This window comes from Paracoccus sp. J39, assembly GCF_000518925.1.
GTDB lineage: Bacteria > Pseudomonadota > Alphaproteobacteria > Rhodobacterales > Rhodobacteraceae > Paracoccus.
Genome location: NZ_JAEN01000001.1, coordinates 1 through 16,893 on the forward strand (window position 1 = coordinate 1; position 16,893 = coordinate 16,893).

Annotated in this window: 15 protein-coding genes; 13 read left to right on the forward strand and 2 right to left on the reverse strand. The window is 69.1% G+C overall.

From position 1 onward, the window contains the following. The coding region (locus tag L632_RS24785) for a hypothetical protein (protein ID WP_232220937.1) at positions 1 to 224 on the forward strand (224 nt) is incomplete at its 5' end. Here L632_RS24785 and L632_RS0100005 read toward each other — a convergent pair. After that, the gene (locus L632_RS0100005; RefSeq protein WP_028711878.1) at positions 197 to 427 is read right to left on the reverse strand and encodes a DUF1127 domain-containing protein; all 231 of its coding nucleotides are present in this window, start codon (positions 425 to 427) and stop codon (positions 197 to 199) included. The genes L632_RS24785 and L632_RS0100005 overlap by 28 nt on opposite strands. Positions 428 to 755: 328 nt before the next feature. On the opposite strand from L632_RS0100005, the gene L632_RS0100015 reads away from it, so the two are divergent. From L632_RS0100015 to murD, 9 genes are all read left to right on the forward strand, one after another. Then, positions 756 to 1,862: an Mrp/NBP35 family ATP-binding protein gene (locus L632_RS0100015; protein ID WP_028711879.1), complete on the forward strand. Its 1,107-nt coding sequence runs from the start codon at positions 756 to 758 to the stop codon at positions 1,860 to 1,862. Positions 1,863 to 2,503: 641 nt separating this feature from the next. Further along, positions 2,504 to 3,010, forward strand: a complete 507-nt coding sequence (gene mraZ, locus L632_RS0100020; RefSeq protein WP_028716132.1) for a division/cell wall cluster transcriptional repressor MraZ — start codon at positions 2,504 to 2,506, stop codon at positions 3,008 to 3,010. After that, positions 3,011 to 3,979: a 16S rRNA (cytosine(1402)-N(4))-methyltransferase RsmH gene (rsmH, locus tag L632_RS0100025; protein WP_028716133.1), complete on the forward strand. Its 969-nt coding sequence runs from the start codon at positions 3,011 to 3,013 to the stop codon at positions 3,977 to 3,979. Beyond that, positions 3,979 to 4,368, forward strand: a complete 390-nt coding sequence (locus L632_RS0100030) for a cell division protein FtsL (RefSeq protein ID WP_036696922.1) — start codon at positions 3,979 to 3,981, stop codon at positions 4,366 to 4,368. The genes rsmH and L632_RS0100030 overlap by 1 nt, the downstream gene beginning before the upstream one ends. Next, complete coding sequence (locus tag L632_RS0100035; protein WP_028711883.1) at positions 4,365 to 6,170, forward strand: penicillin-binding protein 2; 1,806 nt, start codon at positions 4,365 to 4,367, stop codon at positions 6,168 to 6,170. The genes L632_RS0100030 and L632_RS0100035 overlap by 4 nt, the downstream gene beginning before the upstream one ends. Before the next feature lie 29 nt (positions 6,171 to 6,199). Further along, the gene (locus L632_RS0100040) at positions 6,200 to 7,669 is read left to right on the forward strand and encodes a UDP-N-acetylmuramoyl-L-alanyl-D-glutamate--2,6-diaminopimelate ligase (protein WP_028711884.1); all 1,470 of its coding nucleotides are present in this window, start codon (positions 6,200 to 6,202) and stop codon (positions 7,667 to 7,669) included. After that, the gene (gene murF, locus L632_RS0100045) at positions 7,666 to 9,051 is read left to right on the forward strand and encodes a UDP-N-acetylmuramoyl-tripeptide--D-alanyl-D-alanine ligase (RefSeq protein WP_028711885.1); all 1,386 of its coding nucleotides are present in this window, start codon (positions 7,666 to 7,668) and stop codon (positions 9,049 to 9,051) included. Before L632_RS0100040 ends, murF begins: the two co-directional genes overlap by 4 nt. Further along, positions 9,051 to 10,133 (forward strand): phospho-N-acetylmuramoyl-pentapeptide-transferase, encoded by a 1,083-nt coding sequence (gene mraY / locus L632_RS0100050; RefSeq protein WP_028711886.1) that lies wholly within the window; start codon positions 9,051 to 9,053, stop codon positions 10,131 to 10,133. Before murF ends, mraY begins: the two co-directional genes overlap by 1 nt. A gap of 79 nt (positions 10,134 to 10,212) precedes the next feature. Next, on the forward strand, positions 10,213 to 11,613 hold the full coding sequence (gene murD / locus L632_RS0100055; protein ID WP_028711887.1) for a UDP-N-acetylmuramoyl-L-alanine--D-glutamate ligase: 1,401 nt from the start codon (positions 10,213 to 10,215) through the stop codon (positions 11,611 to 11,613). Between the two features lie 214 nt (positions 11,614 to 11,827). Here the strand turns inward: murD and L632_RS0100060 are convergent, their stop codons facing one another. Beyond that, positions 11,828 to 12,964: an OmpP1/FadL family transporter gene (locus L632_RS0100060; RefSeq protein WP_028711888.1), complete on the reverse strand. Its 1,137-nt coding sequence runs from the start codon at positions 12,962 to 12,964 to the stop codon at positions 11,828 to 11,830. Between the two features lie 330 nt (positions 12,965 to 13,294). On the opposite strand from L632_RS0100060, the gene guaB reads away from it, so the two are divergent. The 3 genes from guaB to L632_RS0100075 all read left to right on the forward strand — a co-directional run bounded on the left by guaB (position 13,295) and on the right by L632_RS0100075 (position 16,836). Then, entirely contained in the window at positions 13,295 to 14,743 is a 1,449-nt protein-coding gene (guaB, locus tag L632_RS0100065; protein ID WP_028711889.1) for an IMP dehydrogenase, read from the forward strand. A 65-nt stretch (positions 14,744 to 14,808) separates the two neighbouring features. Continuing rightward, the gene (locus L632_RS21785; RefSeq protein WP_036696926.1) at positions 14,809 to 15,609 is read left to right on the forward strand and encodes a hypothetical protein; all 801 of its coding nucleotides are present in this window, start codon (positions 14,809 to 14,811) and stop codon (positions 15,607 to 15,609) included. A 75-nt stretch (positions 15,610 to 15,684) separates the two neighbouring features. Beyond that, entirely contained in the window at positions 15,685 to 16,836 is a 1,152-nt protein-coding gene (locus L632_RS0100075; RefSeq protein WP_028716134.1) for an RsmB/NOP family class I SAM-dependent RNA methyltransferase, read from the forward strand. The last annotated feature ends 57 nt before the right edge of the window (positions 16,837 to 16,893 follow it).

Sequence of the window (16,893 nt, forward strand, 5' to 3'; positions counted from 1 at the left end):
GGAGGAGGAGGGGCTTCGCCGTATCGGTTTGGCGGCGCCTCCGGGAGGAGGAGAGAGGCGGCCGCCTGAACCGCGAGACCCAGGGAGGAGGAGGGGTCTCGCCGTATCTGAGCGGCGGCATCCTCAGGGAGGAGGAGGGAGGATGCCGCCTGAACCCGGACCCAAGGGAGGAGGAGTGGGTCGGGTGTTCTATGCCTTACTTCGATCCCCAGGCGGCCTCGTAGGCCACGCTGCGGATGTTGCCGCGGTTCAGGCCCAGGTCGGCCAGATCGCGGTTCGACAGCGCGCCCAGTTCGCGCAGGGTCTGGCGATAGACCGCGCGGCGTGCCATATTCTCACGGATATTGGCCACGAATTTCGCGATCGCGCCGTTGCCGGCGATGTCGTTGCGGTGCAGACCGCCATGGATCAGATCGAGAACAGCCATTTCATTCACTCTTTCGTCTTGCGGATGGCGCGGTCGGTTTTCCCTGTCGCGCTGTTGAGACGAACATGGTCCCTTTTCTGCATATGCACAATGGCCGCGGGCGAGATGCTGCTATGCAGAAACCACATGGCTGTTTCTTGGAGGCTGTCACAAAGCGTTAATAATCCGTGAACTTTTCAGCCTTTTTACAAGCTCCATCAAGTTTCTCTAGTAGCCGGGTCGTATTTTACGCGGGGTCACAGGCAGTTAGCGGTATCAGCCTTTTGGTGCGGGTTGCCGACACCCGTCCGAATTGCCATGCTGCGGGCGCTTTGGAATGGGGGTGGCGATGACGATATCACGCGAACGTGTGCTTGCGGAACTTGCGCAGATCGCGGTTCCCGGGGGCGGAACCCTTGTTTCGGCCGATCTGGTGCGCGCGCTCAGCGTCGAATCGGGCGTAGTGCGATTCGTCATCGAGGCCGCGGATGCCGCCGCCGCCCGCGCCCTTGCGCCCGTCGAGGCCGAGGTGCAGCGCCGCCTTTCCGCCCTGCCGGGGGTCGAGAAGGTGCAGATCGTCACCACCGCCCCCGCCGCGCCGCGCGGCGCCGTCCCGCCGCAAGTCACGGCGCGCTCGGGCGGCGAGGCGCCGCCCAGCCTGAAGATCGGCCGCCATCCGACGCCCCAGGCCGGGCCGGCCCCGGTCAGCGGCGTGGCGCGGATCCTGGCCATCGGCTCGGGCAAGGGCGGGGTCGGGAAATCCACGCTGACCGCCAACCTCGCCGTGGCGCTGGCGCGCAAGGGGCGGCGGGTCGGGCTGCTGGATGCGGATATCTACGGCCCCTCGCAGCCGCGGATGCTGGGCCTGACCGGGCAGCGCCCGACCAGCAACGGCCAGATGATCGAGCCGCTGCACGCCCATGGCGTCACCGTCATGTCGCTGGGCCTGATGATGAAGGAAGGCGAGGCCGTGGTCTGGCGCGGCCCGATGCTGATGGGCGCGCTGCAGCAGATGCTGAACCAGGTGAAATGGGGCGAGCTGGACGTGCTGCTGGTCGACCTGCCGCCCGGCACCGGCGACGTGCAGCTGTCGCTGTGCCAGAAGGCGCAGGTCAGCGGGGCGATCATCGTCTCGACCCCGCAGGACGTGGCGCTGATCGACGCGCGCCGCGCCATCGACATGTTCGGCAAGCTCAAGACCCCGGTGCTGGGGCTGGTCGAGAACATGTCCACCTATATCTGCCCGAATTGCGGCCATGAGGCGCATCTGTTCGGCCATGGCGGCGTCGCCGCCGAGGCCGCGGCGCTGGGCCTGCCCTTCCTGGGCGAGATCCCGCTGAACCTCGACCTGCGGCTGTCGGGCGATGCGGGCACGCCGGTCGCCGCCGGCGACGAACCAGCGGCGCAATCCTTTGCCCGGCTGGCCGAACGGCTGATCTCTGGCGGCATGGCCTGAGGCCGGCCGCCCGGGACCCGTCCGGGAAAGCACGGGAACGGGTCCGGGAATTCGCGGGAAAGGCGCTCCGATTCCGAATCACCACGGCGTGATTGGCCGTGAAGAACCGACGAATCCGCGATTCCCGTCGCACTCTCCCCACCCCGAAGGACGTGCCTGGGCGGAAATCGGGCCGATTCCGGGAAACTGTGGGATTTATGTGCCACAGCCCAGGTCGACACCATATCTTGTGGTCATCGGCGAAAAGAATCCGAAACCTTCCGTGTTGATCGCGCTAGCGTGAATTTGTTCGCTTGCCGTTCACCGGCAATGGCCCGCCTGCAGCCTGCTTTCCCCCAAACAAATCCATTGCGTCCCGTAAATTCCCATGGCATCCCTTGGCTCACGGAACGGGCACGAGGGGCATCAAGACCCCAAAAGGCGACAAGCAGCTTTCATACAGGCAACCCGCTTCCGAACGACCTCTGCGGCGCGCGAGCAGCACCTCCCCCAGGTGGCGCGAAACGCAGGGCGCGATCCCCGAAACTACGGGGCCCAGAGATGGGAACGAGGGCGGCGGATCGGGCGGTGGCAGCAGCCCGGTCCGCCTTTCCTTTTCGGGAAAACCGGAAAGGCCGGGACAGTGGAAGGAGTGCGGGCCGTTGGCACGCCGGTTCAGAGGGTCGGAAGAGGTCAAGGTGGACGCGAAGGGTCGCGTTTCCATCCCGGCCAAGTTCCGCCGGGTCTTTGAAGCCTCCGATCCCGACTGGCAGGTCGGCAAGCGCGCGCAGCTCGTCATCGTCTACGGCACCCGCGACTGGAACTGGCTGCAACTCTTCACCATCGAGGCCATGGAAGAGATCGAGGAGGGCATCGCCCGCATGCCGCGCGGCTCGGCCGCCCGCAACCTCTTGGAAAACATCTATCAGGGCCATGCCGACGAGGCCGAGATCGACGGCGACGGCCGGCTGGTCCTGCCGCAGAAGCTGCGCGAGAAGATCGGGCTGACCGACAGCGCCTTCTTCATCTCGGCCGGCGACAGCCTGAAGGTCTGGACCCCCGAAGCCTATGCCGAGGAAGAGCGCGCGCTGGAGGCCCGCGTGCCGGAGCTGGAGCCCGGCGCCGATCCGCTGTCGCTGCTGGCCCTTGGCGGGAGGGATGAGGGATAGATGGCCGAGGCTCCGCATATCCCCGTCCTGCTTGGCCCGCTGTTGCGGGCCGTTGCGCCTGTGAAGGGCATCTGGGTCGACGGCACCTTCGGCGCCGGCGGCTATGCCCGCGGCCTGCTTGAGCAGGGCGCCCAGCGCGTCATCGGCATCGACCGCGACCCCTCGGTCATTCGCATGGCCCAGGCCTGGGCGGGCGAATACGGCGACCGGCTGCATCTGGTCGAGGGCACCTTTTCCGATCTGGACCAGCTGGCCGGCGGGCCGGTCGATGGTGTGGTGCTGGACCTGGGCGTCAGCTCGATGCAGCTCGACCAGCCCGAGCGCGGCTTTTCCTTCCTGCGCGACGGGCCGCTGGACATGCGCATGGGCGGCGACGGGCCCTCGGCCGCAGAGCTGCTGAACACCGCGCCCGAATCGGTCATCGCCGACGTGCTTTACCTTTACGGCGAGGAACGCGCCTCGCGCCGCATCGCCAAGGCCATCGTGGCGGCGCGGCCGCTGTCGCGCACCGGCGAGCTTTCGGACATCGTCGCCGGCTGCCTGCCGCGCCCCAAGCCGGGGCAGAGCCATCCCTCGACCCGCACCTTCCAGGCGATCCGCATCTGGGTGAACGACGAGTTCGGCCAGCTCGTCGCCGGGCTGGCGGCGGCCGAGCGGGCGCTGCGGCCGGGCGGCAAGCTCGCGGTGGTCAGCTTCCATTCGCTCGAGGACCGCATCGTCAAGCGTTTCATGCAGGCGCGCTCGAACAGCGCCGGGGGCGGCAGCCGCCATGCGCCCGAGGCCGCGCGCGAGGAGCCGGCCTTCACGCTGCCCTTCCGCCGCGCCATCGGCCCGGACGAATCCGAGCTGGCGGCGAATCCGCGCGCGCGCTCGGCGCTCTTGCGCGTCGGCATCCGCACCGGGGCGCCGGCCGGCCGGGTCGATCCGGCGGCCCTGGGCCTGCCGGTGCTGTCGGATAGGAGGGGCTGATGCGATCCGTGCTTTACCTTCTGACCACGCTGGCGGTGATGGGCTTGGCCTTCTGGGCCTATCGCGAGAATTACCGCACCCAGGCCGCCATCAGCGAGATGGGCGATATCCAGCGCCAGATCGGCCGCCTGCGCGAGGATCTGGGCGTGCTGCGCGCCGAATGGGCCTATCTGAACCGTCCCGAGCGCCTGCGCCAGCTGGTCGACCTGAATTTCGAGCGGCTGAAGCTGGTGCCCTTCGGTTCGGACCAGTTCGTCGATGTCGGACAGGTGGCCTTCCCGGCGCCCCAGGCGCCCGAGCCCGCCGCCGGTCCCGAGGCCGGCGCCGATCTGCCCGTCGAGCGCCCCGCCGGATATCCGCCCCGCAGACCACAGGAGAGCACGCCATGATCCGCACCCCGCTGCGCCCGCTGGCCCGCATCCTTCGCGCCCGCGAAACCGGGCAGAACCCCGATGCCATCGAGGCCGAGAACCGCGCCCAGAGGCATGCCGTCATTCAGGAAAAGGCGCGCGGCAGCGCCCGCACCCGTCTGTTCTTCATGTCCTGCGCCTTCGCGGTCGCCTTCGGCACCGTGGGCGCCAAGATGGGCGTGCTGGCCTCCAGCCAGCCCAGCGAGCCGCGGGTGCAGACCACGGGCGCGCAGATCATCTCGCAGCGCGCCGACATCACCGACCGGCACGGGCGGGTGCTGGCCACCAACCTGCTGACCCATTCGCTTTATGCCCATCCCCAGCAGATGGTCGAGCCCGAGCGCGCCGCGCGCGAACTGGTCCGCGTCTTCCCGGACCTGGACATCGAGCGTCTGCGCAAGGACTTCACCGGCAAGCGCACCTTCGTCTGGATCAAGAAGAAGATCAGCCCCGAGCAGATGCAGGCCGTGCACGACATCGGCGAGCCGGGACTGCTGTTCGGCCCGCGCGAGATGCGGCTTTACCCGAACGGCCATATCGCCGCGCATATCCTTGGCGGTGCCACCTTCGGCAAGGAGGACGTCGCCAGCGCCGAGGTCGTCGGCGTCGCCGGCGTCGAGAAGGCCTTCGACCACTGGCTGCGCGACCCGGCCAATGACGGCGCGCCGCTGACCCTGTCGCTGGACCTGACCGTGCAGGCCGCGATGGAGGAGGTGCTGGGCAACGGCATGAAGGTGATGAACGCCAAGGGCGCCACCGGCATCCTGATGGAGGTCAAGACCGGCGAGATCGTCGCCATGGCCAGCCTGCCCGATTTCGATCCCAACGACCGGCCGCGGCCGCTGCTCAAGGGCGATCCCTCGGACAGCCCGCTGTTCAACCGCGCGGTGCAGGGCCAGTACGAGCTGGGCTCGACCTTCAAGATCTTCCCGGTGGCGCAGGCCATCGACCTCAAGCTGGTCAGCCCGGCCACGATGATCAACGCGAAGTCGCCGATGCGGATCGGGAAATACCTCATCAACGATTTCCACAATTACGGCGGCCAGCTTTCGGTGGCGGATATCATCGCCAAATCCTCGAACGTCGGCACGGTGCGCATCGCCCAGCTGCTGGGCCCCGAGCGGCAGAGGGATTTCCTGCAGAAGCTCGGCCTGTTCGAGCCGACCCCGATCGAGATGAGCGAGGCGCCGACCGGCAAGCCGCTGGTGCCGCAACGCTGGCCCGCCGTGACCTCGGCCACGGTCGCCTTCGGCCACGGGCTGGCGGCCAGCCCGCTGCACCTGGCCTCGGCCTATGCGACCATCGCCAACGGCGGCAAGCGCGTGCGCCCGACGCTGGTGCATGGCCGCAGCCAGCGCGAGGGCGAGCAGGTGCTTTCGCCGGCCGCCGCCCATACCGCCATGCAGCTGCTGCGCCAGGTGGTGACGCGCGGCACCGCCCGGACCGCGAATATCGACGGCTACGAGGTCGCCGGCAAGACCGGCACCGCCGACAAGCCGCGCCCGACCGGCGGCTATTACAAGAACAAGAACGTGACGACCTTCGCCTCGGTCTTTCCGGCCAGCGATCCGAAATATGTGTTGGTGCTGACGCTGGACGAGCCCTCGGTCGGGCTGGCGGGGGGCGGCGAAAGCCGCACCGCCGGCGCCACCGCGGCCCCGGTGGCGGGCGAGCTGATCCGCCGCGTCGCGCCGCTGCTGGGCCTGAGGCCCAGCACGGAAACCCAGCTGCCGATGGTTGAACGGCCTTTGCCGGATCGGCTAAAGCTCGTCTCGAACTGATGAGCGGAGGTTCCGTGACCGAACGGGTGATGCGGCTGTCCCTTCTGGGGCTTCGGGGGGACAAGGGGCGCGACCCCGAGGTGACGGGGCTGTCCGTCGATTCGCGGCAGGTTCGGCCCGGGCATCTGTTCGCGGCCCTGCCGGGTTCGGCGACGCATGGCGGCGAGTTCATCCAATATGCGCTGCGCCAGGGGGCGGGCGCCATCCTGACCGACCGCAAGGGCGCCGAGATCGCCGCGGCCGAGCTGGCCGGCTCGGACGCGGCGCTGGTGGTGGCCGAGGACCCGCGCGCCGCGCTGGCCGGGGCCGCCGCGCTGTGGTTCGCGGCCCAGCCCGAAACCATGGTCGCCGTCACCGGCACCTCGGGCAAGACCTCGGTCGCCACCTTCACACGGCAGATCTGGCAGGCGCTGGGCCACAAGGCGATCAGCCTCGGCACCATGGGCGTGCAGGGCGATTACCAGGCCAAGCTGGCCCATACCACGCCCGAGCCGATCACCCTGCACCGGGTGCTGGCCGAGGCGGCGAGCGCGGGCGTCACCCATGCGGCGATGGAGGCCAGCTCGCACGGCCTTGACCAGCGCCGGCTGGACGGGGTGCGGCTGAAGGCCGGGGCCTTCACCAATTTCAGCCAGGACCACCTGGATTATCACAAGGATTTCGACGAGTATTTCGCCGCCAAGGCGCTGCTCTTCGACCACCTGCTGGACGAAGGCGCCGGAGCCGTCGTCAATATCGACGACCCGCGCGGCCGGCAGATGGCGCAGATCGCGCGCGAGCGCGGCCTCGACCTGACCACCATCGGCAAGGATGAGCGCGCCGACCTGCGCATCCTCGGCCAGCGTTACGACGCGACCGGGCAGGACCTGCGCTTCAGCCTGCACGGCCAGGCGCATCTGGTGCGGCTGGCGCTGATCGGCGGCTTCCAGGCGGAAAACGTGCTTGCCGCGGCCGGCCTCGCCATCGCCGCCGGCGACGAACCCGCCCGGGTGATCGAGACGCTGCCGGGCCTGACCACCGTGCGCGGCCGCATGGAACTGGCGGCGGTGCGGGAAAACGGCGCGGCGGTCTTCGTCGATTACAGCCACAAGCCCGGCGCGCTGGCCTCGGCCCTGCAATCGCTGCGCCCGCATGTCCTGGGCCGCATCATCGTGGTCTTCGGCGCCGGCGGCGACCGCGACCGGCTGAAGCGCCCGCTGATGGGCGAAGCGGCGCGGCAATTCGCCGACCTGGTCTATGTGACCGACGACAATCCCCGCTCGGAAGACCCGGCCGCGATCCGCGCCGAGGTGCTGGCCGGCGCCGGTCCCGATGCCATCGAGGTCGGCGACCGGGCCGAGGCGATCCTGCGCGCCGTCGATGCGCTGCAGCCCGGCGACGCGCTGCTGATCGCCGGCAAGGGGCACGAGACCGGCCAGATCATCGGCAACGACGTTTATCCCTTCGACGATGCCGAGCAAGCCTCGGTGGCCGTCGCGGCGCTGGATGGCAAGATATGACGCTCTGGACCTCGCAGGATGCCGTCGCCGCGACCGGCGGCCGCGCCACCCGTGACTTCGCCGTCACCGGCGTCTCCATCGACACCCGCACCATCCGGCCGGGCGATCTGTTCGTCGCCCTGCAGGCCGCCCGCGACGGCCATGACTTCGTCGCCCAGGCGCTGGAAAAGGGCGCGGCCGCTGCGCTGGTCAGCCGCATCCCCGCGGGCGTGGCGGATGATGCGCCGCTGCTGGTGGTCCCCGAGGTGCTGGCGGCGCTGGAGGCGCTTGGCCGCGCCGGCCGCGCCCGCATGCGCGGCAAGGTCGTGGCCATCACCGGCTCGGTCGGCAAGACCTCGACCAAGGAGATGGCGCGCATCGCCCTGACCGGGCAGGGCAAGATCCACGCCGCCGAGGCCAGTTACAACAACCATTGGGGTGTGCCGCTGACCCTGGCGCGCATGCCCGAGGACACCGACTTCGCCATCGTCGAGATCGGCATGAACCACCCCGGCGAGATCGAGCCGCTGGCGCGCCTTGCCCGGCCGCAGGTGGCGATGATCACCACGGTCGCCGCGGCGCATCTGGAAGCCTTCGGCGCCATCGAGGGCATCGCCCGCGAGAAGGGCGCGATCTTCCGCGGCCTGACCCAGCCCGGGACCGCGGTGATCCCCGAGGACCTGCCCGTCACCCAGCTGCTGCGCGACTGCGCGGACGAGGCCGGCGCCATCGTCATCGGCTTCGGCCAGCAAGGCATGGCGAGGCCGCTGAAGGCCGAGACCGCGGACGGCGCGACCCGGGTCCGCGCCCGGGTGCTGGGCGAGACGGTGGATTTCACCCTCGCCAGCGCCGGCACGCATTTCGTGATGAACGCGGTCGGCGTGCTGGCGGCGCTTTCCGCCGCCGGGGCCGATGTGAAGCAGGCCGCGGCGCGCCTTTCCGACTGGCGCCCGCCGCTGGGCCGCGGCGCGGTCGAGGATCTGGGCGGCATCCGGCTGATCGACGACGCCTACAACTCGAACCCCACCTCGCTTTCGGCCGGGCTGGCGACGCTCGCGCGGCTGACCGGCGGGCGGCGGGTGGCGATCCTGGGCGACATGCTGGAACTCGGCCCCGACGAGATCGCCATGCATGCCGGCATGGCGCAGGACCCCGCGATGGAGACCGTCGACCTGGTCCACACCGCCGGCCCGCGCATGCGCGCCCTGCACGAGGCGCTGCCGGAAACCCGCCGCGGGCTGCATGCCGAGAGTGCCGCCGAACTGGCCGAGCGCGCGCAGGACCTGGTCGCGCCCGGCGATATCGTGCTCGTGAAGGGCTCGAAATCCTCCAAGGTCTCGACGGTGGTTGACGCGCTCAGGCGGACGCGCCAAAGCACGCCCCCTGGCGAAAGGACAGCGTAATGCTCTATTGGCTCACGAACCTCTCTGACGGCGGGGATTTCTTCAACCTTTTCCGATACATCACCTTTCGCGCCGGCGGCGCCTTCTTTACCGCGCTGGTCTTCGGCTTCTTCTTCGGCCGGCCGCTGATCGACCTTCTGCGCCGCAAGCAGAAGAAGGGCCAGCCGATCCGCGACGACGGGCCCGAGAACCATTTCTCCAAGGCCGGCACCCCCACCATGGGCGGGCTGCTGATTCTCGCCGCGCTGGTGGTGGGCACGCTGCTCTGGGCGCGGCTCGACAATGGTTATGTCTGGATCGTGCTGCTGGTCACGCTGGGCTTTGCCGCCATCGGCTTCGCCGACGACTATGCCAAGGTCACCAAGCAGCACCATGCCGGGCTCTCGGGCAAGGTGCGGCTGCTGATCGGGCTTTGCATCGCTGCCGGCGCGGGGGCCGCCGCCGCCTGGCTGCACCCCGCGGCGCTCAGCGGCGAACTGGCGCTGCCCTTTTTCAAGGATGCGCTGATCAATCTGGGCCTGCTCTACGTGCCCTTCGCGGTGCTGGTGATCCTGGGCGCGGCCAATGCGGTGAACCTGACCGACGGGCTGGACGGGCTGGCGATCATGCCGGTGATGATCGCCGCGGCCAGCTTCGCGGTGATCGCCTATATGGTCGGCAACGCGAATTTCGCCAATTACCTCGGCGTGCATTTCGTCCCCGGCACCGGGGAACTCGCGGTCTTCGTCGCGGCGCTGATCGGCGGCGGCCTGGGCTTCCTGTGGTATAACGCCCCGCCCGCCGCGGTGTTCATGGGCGATACCGGCAGCCTCGCGCTCGGCGGCGCGCTCGGGGCCATCGCGGTGGCGACCAAGCACGAGATCGTGCTGGCCATCGTCGGCGGCCTTTTCGTGGTCGAGGCGCTGTCGGTGATCATCCAGGTGCTCTATTTCAAGCGCACCGGCAAGCGCGTCTTCCTGATGGCCCCCATCCACCACCATTTCGAGAAGAAGGGCTGGGGCGAGGCGCAGATCGTCATCCGCTTCTGGATCATCGCGCTGATCCTGGCGCTGATCGGCCTCGCCACGCTCAAGCTGCGCTGATCCTTCTCTGTTGCACAAATACCCTCGGGGGGTCCGGGGGGCGAAGCGCCCCCGGCCTTCCTTTACCGAAGGCAGAACCATGATCCCCGTCCAAGGCGTCGAAAACCAGACCATCGCCGTGCTCGGCCTCGGCCGCTCCGGCCGCGCCACCGCCGCCGCCCTTGCCGCCGGCGGCGCCCATGTCGTCGCCTGGGACGACGGCGCCGACACCCGAGAACAGGCCGAGGCCGAGGGGCTGCGCATCCTCGACCTGACCCGCGACGCCAGCTGGGAGGGCGTCTCGGCCCTGATCACCAGCCCCGGCATCCCGCATCTCTATCCGAAACCGCATCCGCTCATCGCCAAGGCTTACGCGCTCGGCGTGCCGGTGGACAACGACATCGGGCTGTTCTTCCGCAGCTTCGCCACCGCGGAATGGGAGCGGTTCGATACCACCCCGCGCGTCATCGCCGTCACCGGCTCGAACGGCAAGTCCACCACCACGGCGCTGATCCACCACATTCTGAAGGAAGCCGGCCGCCCGACCCAGATCGGCGGCAATATCGGCACCGGGGTTCTGTCGCTCGACCCCGCCCATGACGGCGAGGTGGTGGTGCTGGAGCTTTCCAGCTACCAGACCGACCTTGCCCGCGCCCTGACGCCCGATGTGGCGGTGTTCACCAATCTCTCGCCCGACCATCTCGACCGCCATGGCGGCCCCGGCGGCTATTTCGCCGCCAAGCGCCGGCTCTTCGCCGAGGGCGGCCCGGACCGGGCAGTGATCGGCGTGGACGAGATCGAGGGATGCTACCTTGCCGGCCAGCTTGCCATGGCCGCCTCGGACGACCGGGTGATCCGCATCTCCTCGGGACAAAAGCTGGAACGCTTCGGCTGGTCGGTCTTTGCCCGCAAGGGCTTTCTTTCGGAATGCCGCAAGGGCCGCCAGGTCGCCTCGATCGACCTGCGCGACATCAAGGGCCTGCCGGGCGAGCACAACCACCAGAACGCCTGCGCCGCCTATGCCGCGGCCCGCGCCGTGGGCCTTGCCCCGCGCGAGATCGAGCGCGCCTTCCACAGCTTCGAAGGCTTGCCGCATCGCAGCCAGACCGTGGCCGAGATCGGCGGCGTGGCCTGGGTCAACGACAGCAAGGCCACCAATGTCGATGCCGCCGCCAAGGCCCTGGCCGCATTCCGCAACATCCGCTGGATCGCCGGCGGTCTGGGCAAGGAGGGCGGCATCGCCGCCCTGCAACCGCATCTGGGCAATGTCGCCAAGGCCTATCTGATCGGCCATTCCGCCCGCGACTTCGCGCTCGAGATCGGCCAGACCCCCTATGAGATCGCCGAGACCATGGAGCAGGCGGTCGCCCATGCCGCCGCCGAGGCCCGGCCGGGCGAGACGGTGCTGCTTGCCCCTGCCGCCGCCAGCTTCGACCAATATCCCAACTTCGAAAAGCGCGGCGAGCATTTCATCGCCTTGGTCGAGGCGCTGCGGCGCTGATCTTCACCGTTTCCCAAATACTCATGCGCCAATGCTCAAGCGCCCATGCCGCCAGGCCCGGCCCATGCAGGAGATGACAACGATCCCGTTGCGTCGATCCGGCCGCGGCACCCGGCTTCTTCGTTCCTCAAATACCCGTAAAACCGTGCAGCCAGGAACCGGGCTTGCATGAAAAAGGCCCCGGCGGAACCGGGGCCTTCATCCTTGCGGCGGCTCAGAAGGAATAGCCGACGCGGACGCCCGCGGCCCAGGCGTGGTTGTCCGACATCCTGGCCCGCGCGACATCCGGCGTCCCGGTCTCGGCATAGGCGTTGCCCAGCTTGATGTAGCTGACGCCGGTCGTCACCTTGATGTTGTCGCGGGTATAGATCGCGGCCAGCGTCACGCCCTTGCGCCCGTTGGTCGGCGCCAGGGGCGAGACCAGGTCGTCGCCGTCGGGTTCGTACATGAAGGACATCGAGCCCGACCAGGTTTCGGTGAACTTGCGGCCGACGCCGATGGTGTAGGTCGTGGTGTCCTCCAGCTCGACCAGGCCATCCGCGATGCCGAAGCCCGCCGGCGGCGTGCCGACCAGGACCTGCGGGTTCACCCTGAACTCGGACCAGTTCACCCAGCGGATCGAGCCGAACAGCAGCGTGTCGGCGGCGATGCCGGTCTGGCCCTCCAGCGTCCAGGAGCGCGGCGTCTTGACGGTGGTCTCGCTGCTGATGCCCGAGGGCGGCAGGGCGGCATGGGTCTCGGTGGTATCGAAATCATGCTCGACGGGCGAGTTGTAGGTCAGCGAGACGCGGGCGGCGATCTCTGGCATCTCATAGGCGACGCCGGCGACCCAGCCGACGCCCCAGGCCCCGTCCAGCTTGACGTTATAGCCGGACAGCGGGCCGTAGGCCGCCCCGCTCAGCGTCACGTCGCCATCGGCGTGCGAGCCGCGGATACCGCCATGGACCGAGAAGTTGTTCTCGAACTTGTAGCGCAGCAGGGCGGTATAGGTCGTCGAATTGACCTCGACGGCGGTGCCGCCGAAGGCCACCGACCTGCCGGGCTCGTAGCGGATATCTGCGCCGAAGGGCTGTTCCAGGATGAAGACGCCCGACAGGGCATCCGTGAACTGGTGCTTGTAGGCGAACCCGGCGAAACCGTAGCCCTGTGCGACATCGCCGGTCTCGCGGCCGCCGAACACCGCCAGGTCCCGGCCCGAGACGTCGGGGGTCACGCCGCCGAAGCTGAGCTCCAGATAATTCCCCTGCTCGAACAGCGGCGCCAGCGATTGCGGCGCGCGTTCGATCCCGCCGGCCAGAACAGGCGCGGCCGTGGCCAGCAGGGCGCCGATGCCGGTGATGATCCTTTTCATGGTTTCCTCCCAGAGACCGGTTCTTTTCAAACCTCTGGGTTCAGCCTGCGGCACGCGCCACAGTTGCGTCAATCTCCCGCATATCCTGACGCGGCGTCCCGGCCCCGCCGCCTTCCGGGCGTGTCCTCTCCGCAACATTTCGTTAACGCGGCGTCCCGGCCCGGCCGTTGCATGCGCCTGCCGGCCGTCATCGGAGCGGTCCGGCCGCGCCAGAGGGCGGCATCCGGAAATCGTCGCCAAATCGCCCCGGATCGCGCCCGGCAGGCTGGACAATCCGCTCCCCGCGTGAAATGGGAAACTGCCAAACGAACCCCTGACAAGGATGCTCCCATGCAGATTCGTGAGGCTCTGACCTTCGACGATGTTCTTCTCGTTCCTGCGGCGTCCTCGGTGATGCCCTCGACCGCCGACGTGACGACCTATGTCACCAAGCAGATCCGGATGAATATTCCGCTGCTCTCCAGCGCCATGGATACCGTCACCGAAAGCCGCATGGCCATCGCCATGGCCCAGGCCGGCGGCATCGGCGTGATCCACCGCAACCTGACCGCCGAGCAGCAGGCCGACGAGGTCCGCCGCGTGAAACGCTTCGAATCGGGCATCGTCTACGACCCGATCACCCTGACCCCCGACCAGACCATCGCCGATGCCAAGGCCCTGCAGGAGCGTTACAACGTCACCGGCTTTCCGGTGGTGGACGCGGCCGGCCGCGTCGTCGGCATCATCACCAACCGCGACATGCGCTTCGCCAACAGCGACGACATGCCGGTGCGGGCGGTGATGACGGCCGAGAACCTCGCCATCCTGCGCGAGCCCGCCGACCGGGCCGAGGCCATCGACCTGATGAAGGCCCGCCGGATCGAGAAGCTGCTGATCACCAATGCCGAGGGCCGGCTGACCGGCCTGCTGACGCTGAAGGATACCGAGAAATCGGTGCTGAACCCGCTGGCCTGCAAGGACGAGCTGGGCCGGCTGCGCGTCGCCGCCGCCTCGACCGTCGGCGACGAGGGATATGAGCGCAGCCTTGCCCTGATCGAAGCCGGGGTGGATCTGGTGGTGATCGACACCGCCCATGGCCATTCCGAGGGCGTGGCCCGTGCCGTTTCCCGCATCAAGGCGCATTCGAACGAGGTGCAGGTGGTGGCCGGCAACGTGGCGACCGCCGAGGCGGCCCGCGCGCTGGTCGATGCCGGCGCGGATGCGATCAAGGTCGGCATCGGCCCGGGGTCGATCTGCACCACCCGCATCGTCGCGGGCGTCGGCGTGCCGCAGCTGACCGCGATCATGGACGCGGCGCGCGGCGCCGGCGACGTGCCGGTCATCGCCGATGGCGGCATCAAGTTCTCGGGCGATTTCGCCAAGGCCATCGCGGCGGGGGCTTCCTGCGCCATGGTCGGCTCGGCCATCGCCGGCACGGATGAATCGCCCGGAGAGGTGATCCTCTATCAGGGCCGCAGCTTCAAGTCCTATCGCGGCATGGGCAGCCTCGGCGCCATGGCGCGCGGCTCGGCCGACCGCTATTTCCAGAAGGACGCGGCCAGCGACAAGCTGGTCCCCGAGGGGATCGAGGGCCAGGTGCCCTACAAGGGCTCGGCCGCGGCGGTGATCCACCAGTTGGTCGGCGGCCTGCGCGCCGCCATGGGCTACACCGGCAACGCCACCGTGGCCGAGATGCGCGGCGGCTGCCAGTTCGTGCGCATCACCGGTGCGGGCTTGAAGGAAAGCCATGTCCATGACGTGCAGATCACCCGCGAAAGCCCGAATTACCGCATGGGCTGATCCGCTTACCGAATCTTAATCGGTTTGCCCTAGAGGTCGTGAGGGAACTTCCTTCGCGGCCTTTCATGCTTTTCCGGGCTTTCCTTTTTCTTCTGGCGCTTGGCGCTGCGGCTTTCGGCCCCGGCGGGGGCAGGGCGCTGCCTTCGGCCGATGTCTGCGAATGGGCCGCGCAGCAGGCGGCGCAGGAATATGGCGTGCCGATGGACATCATGGGTGCGCTGACCCTGACCGAGACGGGGCGCCGCCTGGACGGCGTCGTGCGCCCCTGGGCCTGGAGCGCCAATGCCGAGGGCGAGGGGACCTGGTTCGACGACCCCGCCAGCGCGGTGGCCTTTGCCGAGGATCGCGTGGCCCGGGGCCGCACCAATATCGACATAGGCTGCTTCCAGCTGAACTATCGCTGGCATGGCGAGAACTTCTCCTCGGTCGCGCAGATGTTCGACCCGCTGGAGAATGCCCGCTATGCCGCGCGTTTCGTGCGCGATCTGCATGGAGAGATGGGCGATTGGCGCATTGCGGCAGGCGCGTTCCACTCTCGCACCCAGGTCCATGCGCAGCGTTACCTGGCGCGTTTCGACACGCTGCGCCAGATGCTGCGCGACCGGGGATTCCAGGGCATGACCGGTTCGCCCGAGACCTATAACAGCTTCGCCTCGATCGAGTCCGGCCAGCGCCGGCGGGTACGGGAAAGGGTGATGCTGCTGGGGGCGCCGCTGGGCAGTCAGGTCACTGGCCGGCCCGGCTCGCTGGCGGTGCTGGCCTCGGGACGCTCGCCCCTGGGGGCTCCGGGCGGGCCGATGATCGCGGTGCGCGTCGCCTCGGGGGAAGAGGGGGCCTCGCTCTGGCGGTCCGGCCTGCCGCCCTGACGGGATTGACAAAGCACGGCCGGGGCCGTTTCTGGGCGGGATCCGCCAACCGCCGCGCCGGGGACGCAGCCAGACATGACGCCCGCCGCCCGAGCCGCCGCGGCCATCGCCATCCTTGACGGCATTCTTGCGGGACAGGCCGCCGAGGCGGCGCTGATCCGCTGGGCCCGGGCCAGCCGCTTTGCCGGTTCGGGGGATCGCGCGGCGGTGCGGGATCTGGTCTTCGATGCGCTGCGCCGGCGGCGTTCTCGTGCCGCCCTGGGCGGCGCGCTGTCCGGGCGCGGGCTGCTTCTCGGGCTGTGCCGCGAAGAAGGCGCCGATCCCGCAACGCTGTTCACCGGCGAAGGGCACGGGCCGCCGGCTCTTTCCGCGGCCGAGCTGGCGGCGGGCCGCGCGCCGACGCCGGCAGAGGCGCTGGACCTGCCGGACTGGCTTTTGCCGCTGTGGCACGAGGCGCTGGGCGCCGCTGCCGAGCCGGTGGCATTGGCGATGCGCGACCGCGCGCCGGTCTGGCTGCGGGTCAACCTGCGCCGCGCCGATCCGGCGCGCGCCGCGGCCGCGCTGGCCGAGGAAGGGATCGCGACCGTGGCGCATGCCGAATTGCCCACGGCGCTGCGCGTCTCCGAAGGCGCGCGGCGGCTGTCCGGCTGCCGCGCCTATCGCGAGGGTCTGGTCGAGTTGCAGGACCTTTCGCCCCAGCTGGCCTGCGCGCTTTTGCCGGCGCAGGGCAGTCTGCTGGACTTTTGCGCGGGGGGCGGCGGCAAGGCGCTGGCCATGGCGGCGCGGGGAGCGGGGCCGATCACCGCGCATGACATCGATGCCGGGCGCATGGCCGATCTGCCGGCCCGGGCCGAAAGAGCCGGGGTGCGCATCCGCCTGGCCGCGCCGGGCAAGGTCGCGGGCCGGTTCGATACCGTCCTGGCCGATGTGCCCTGTTCGGGCAGCGGAACCTGGCGGCGCAGCCCCGAGGCGAAATGGCGGCTGACCCCCGAAGCGCTGCGGCGGCTGTTGTCGGTGCAGGGCGGGATCCTGGATCAGGCGGCCGGATTCGTCGCGCCGGGCGGGTATCTCGCCTATATGACCTGTTCGGTGCTTTCTGCGGAAAACCAGGGGCAAGCACATGCATTCCTTGCCCGCAATCCGGGATTCGAACCGGTCGCCGAGCGCCGGTTCACGCCGCTGGAGGCTTCGGACGGCTTCTACCTCGCCTTGATGCGTCGGCGTTAACCTCCGGTTAACCCGCATGCGCTACGCAGAGAGGAAAAGATTGGTTGCGAGGGGACT

Bases quoted from the DNA above. Each gene is read 5' to 3' on its own strand.
- L632_RS0100005 (WP_028711878.1), bottom strand. From the start codon at position 427: ATGGCTGTTCTCGATCTGATCCATGGCGGTCTGCACCGCAACGACATC.
- L632_RS0100015 (WP_028711879.1), top strand. From the start codon at position 756: ATGACGATATCACGCGAACGTGTGCTTGCGGAACTTGCGCAGATCGCG.
- rsmH (WP_028716133.1), top strand. From the start codon at position 3,011: ATGGCCGAGGCTCCGCATATCCCCGTCCTGCTTGGCCCGCTGTTGCGG.
- L632_RS0100030 (WP_036696922.1), top strand. From the start codon at position 3,979: ATGCGATCCGTGCTTTACCTTCTGACCACGCTGGCGGTGATGGGCTTG.
- L632_RS0100035 (WP_028711883.1), top strand. From the start codon at position 4,365: ATGATCCGCACCCCGCTGCGCCCGCTGGCCCGCATCCTTCGCGCCCGC.
- L632_RS0100040 (WP_028711884.1), top strand. From the start codon at position 6,200: ATGCGGCTGTCCCTTCTGGGGCTTCGGGGGGACAAGGGGCGCGACCCC.
- murF (WP_028711885.1), top strand. From the start codon at position 7,666: ATGACGCTCTGGACCTCGCAGGATGCCGTCGCCGCGACCGGCGGCCGC.
- mraY (WP_028711886.1), top strand. From the start codon at position 9,051: ATGCTCTATTGGCTCACGAACCTCTCTGACGGCGGGGATTTCTTCAAC.
- murD (WP_028711887.1), top strand. From the start codon at position 10,213: ATGATCCCCGTCCAAGGCGTCGAAAACCAGACCATCGCCGTGCTCGGC.
- L632_RS0100060 (WP_028711888.1), bottom strand. From the start codon at position 12,964: ATGAAAAGGATCATCACCGGCATCGGCGCCCTGCTGGCCACGGCCGCG.
- guaB (WP_028711889.1), top strand. From the start codon at position 13,295: ATGCAGATTCGTGAGGCTCTGACCTTCGACGATGTTCTTCTCGTTCCT.
- L632_RS21785 (WP_036696926.1), top strand. From the start codon at position 14,809: ATGCTTTTCCGGGCTTTCCTTTTTCTTCTGGCGCTTGGCGCTGCGGCT.
- L632_RS0100075 (WP_028716134.1), top strand. From the start codon at position 15,685: ATGACGCCCGCCGCCCGAGCCGCCGCGGCCATCGCCATCCTTGACGGC.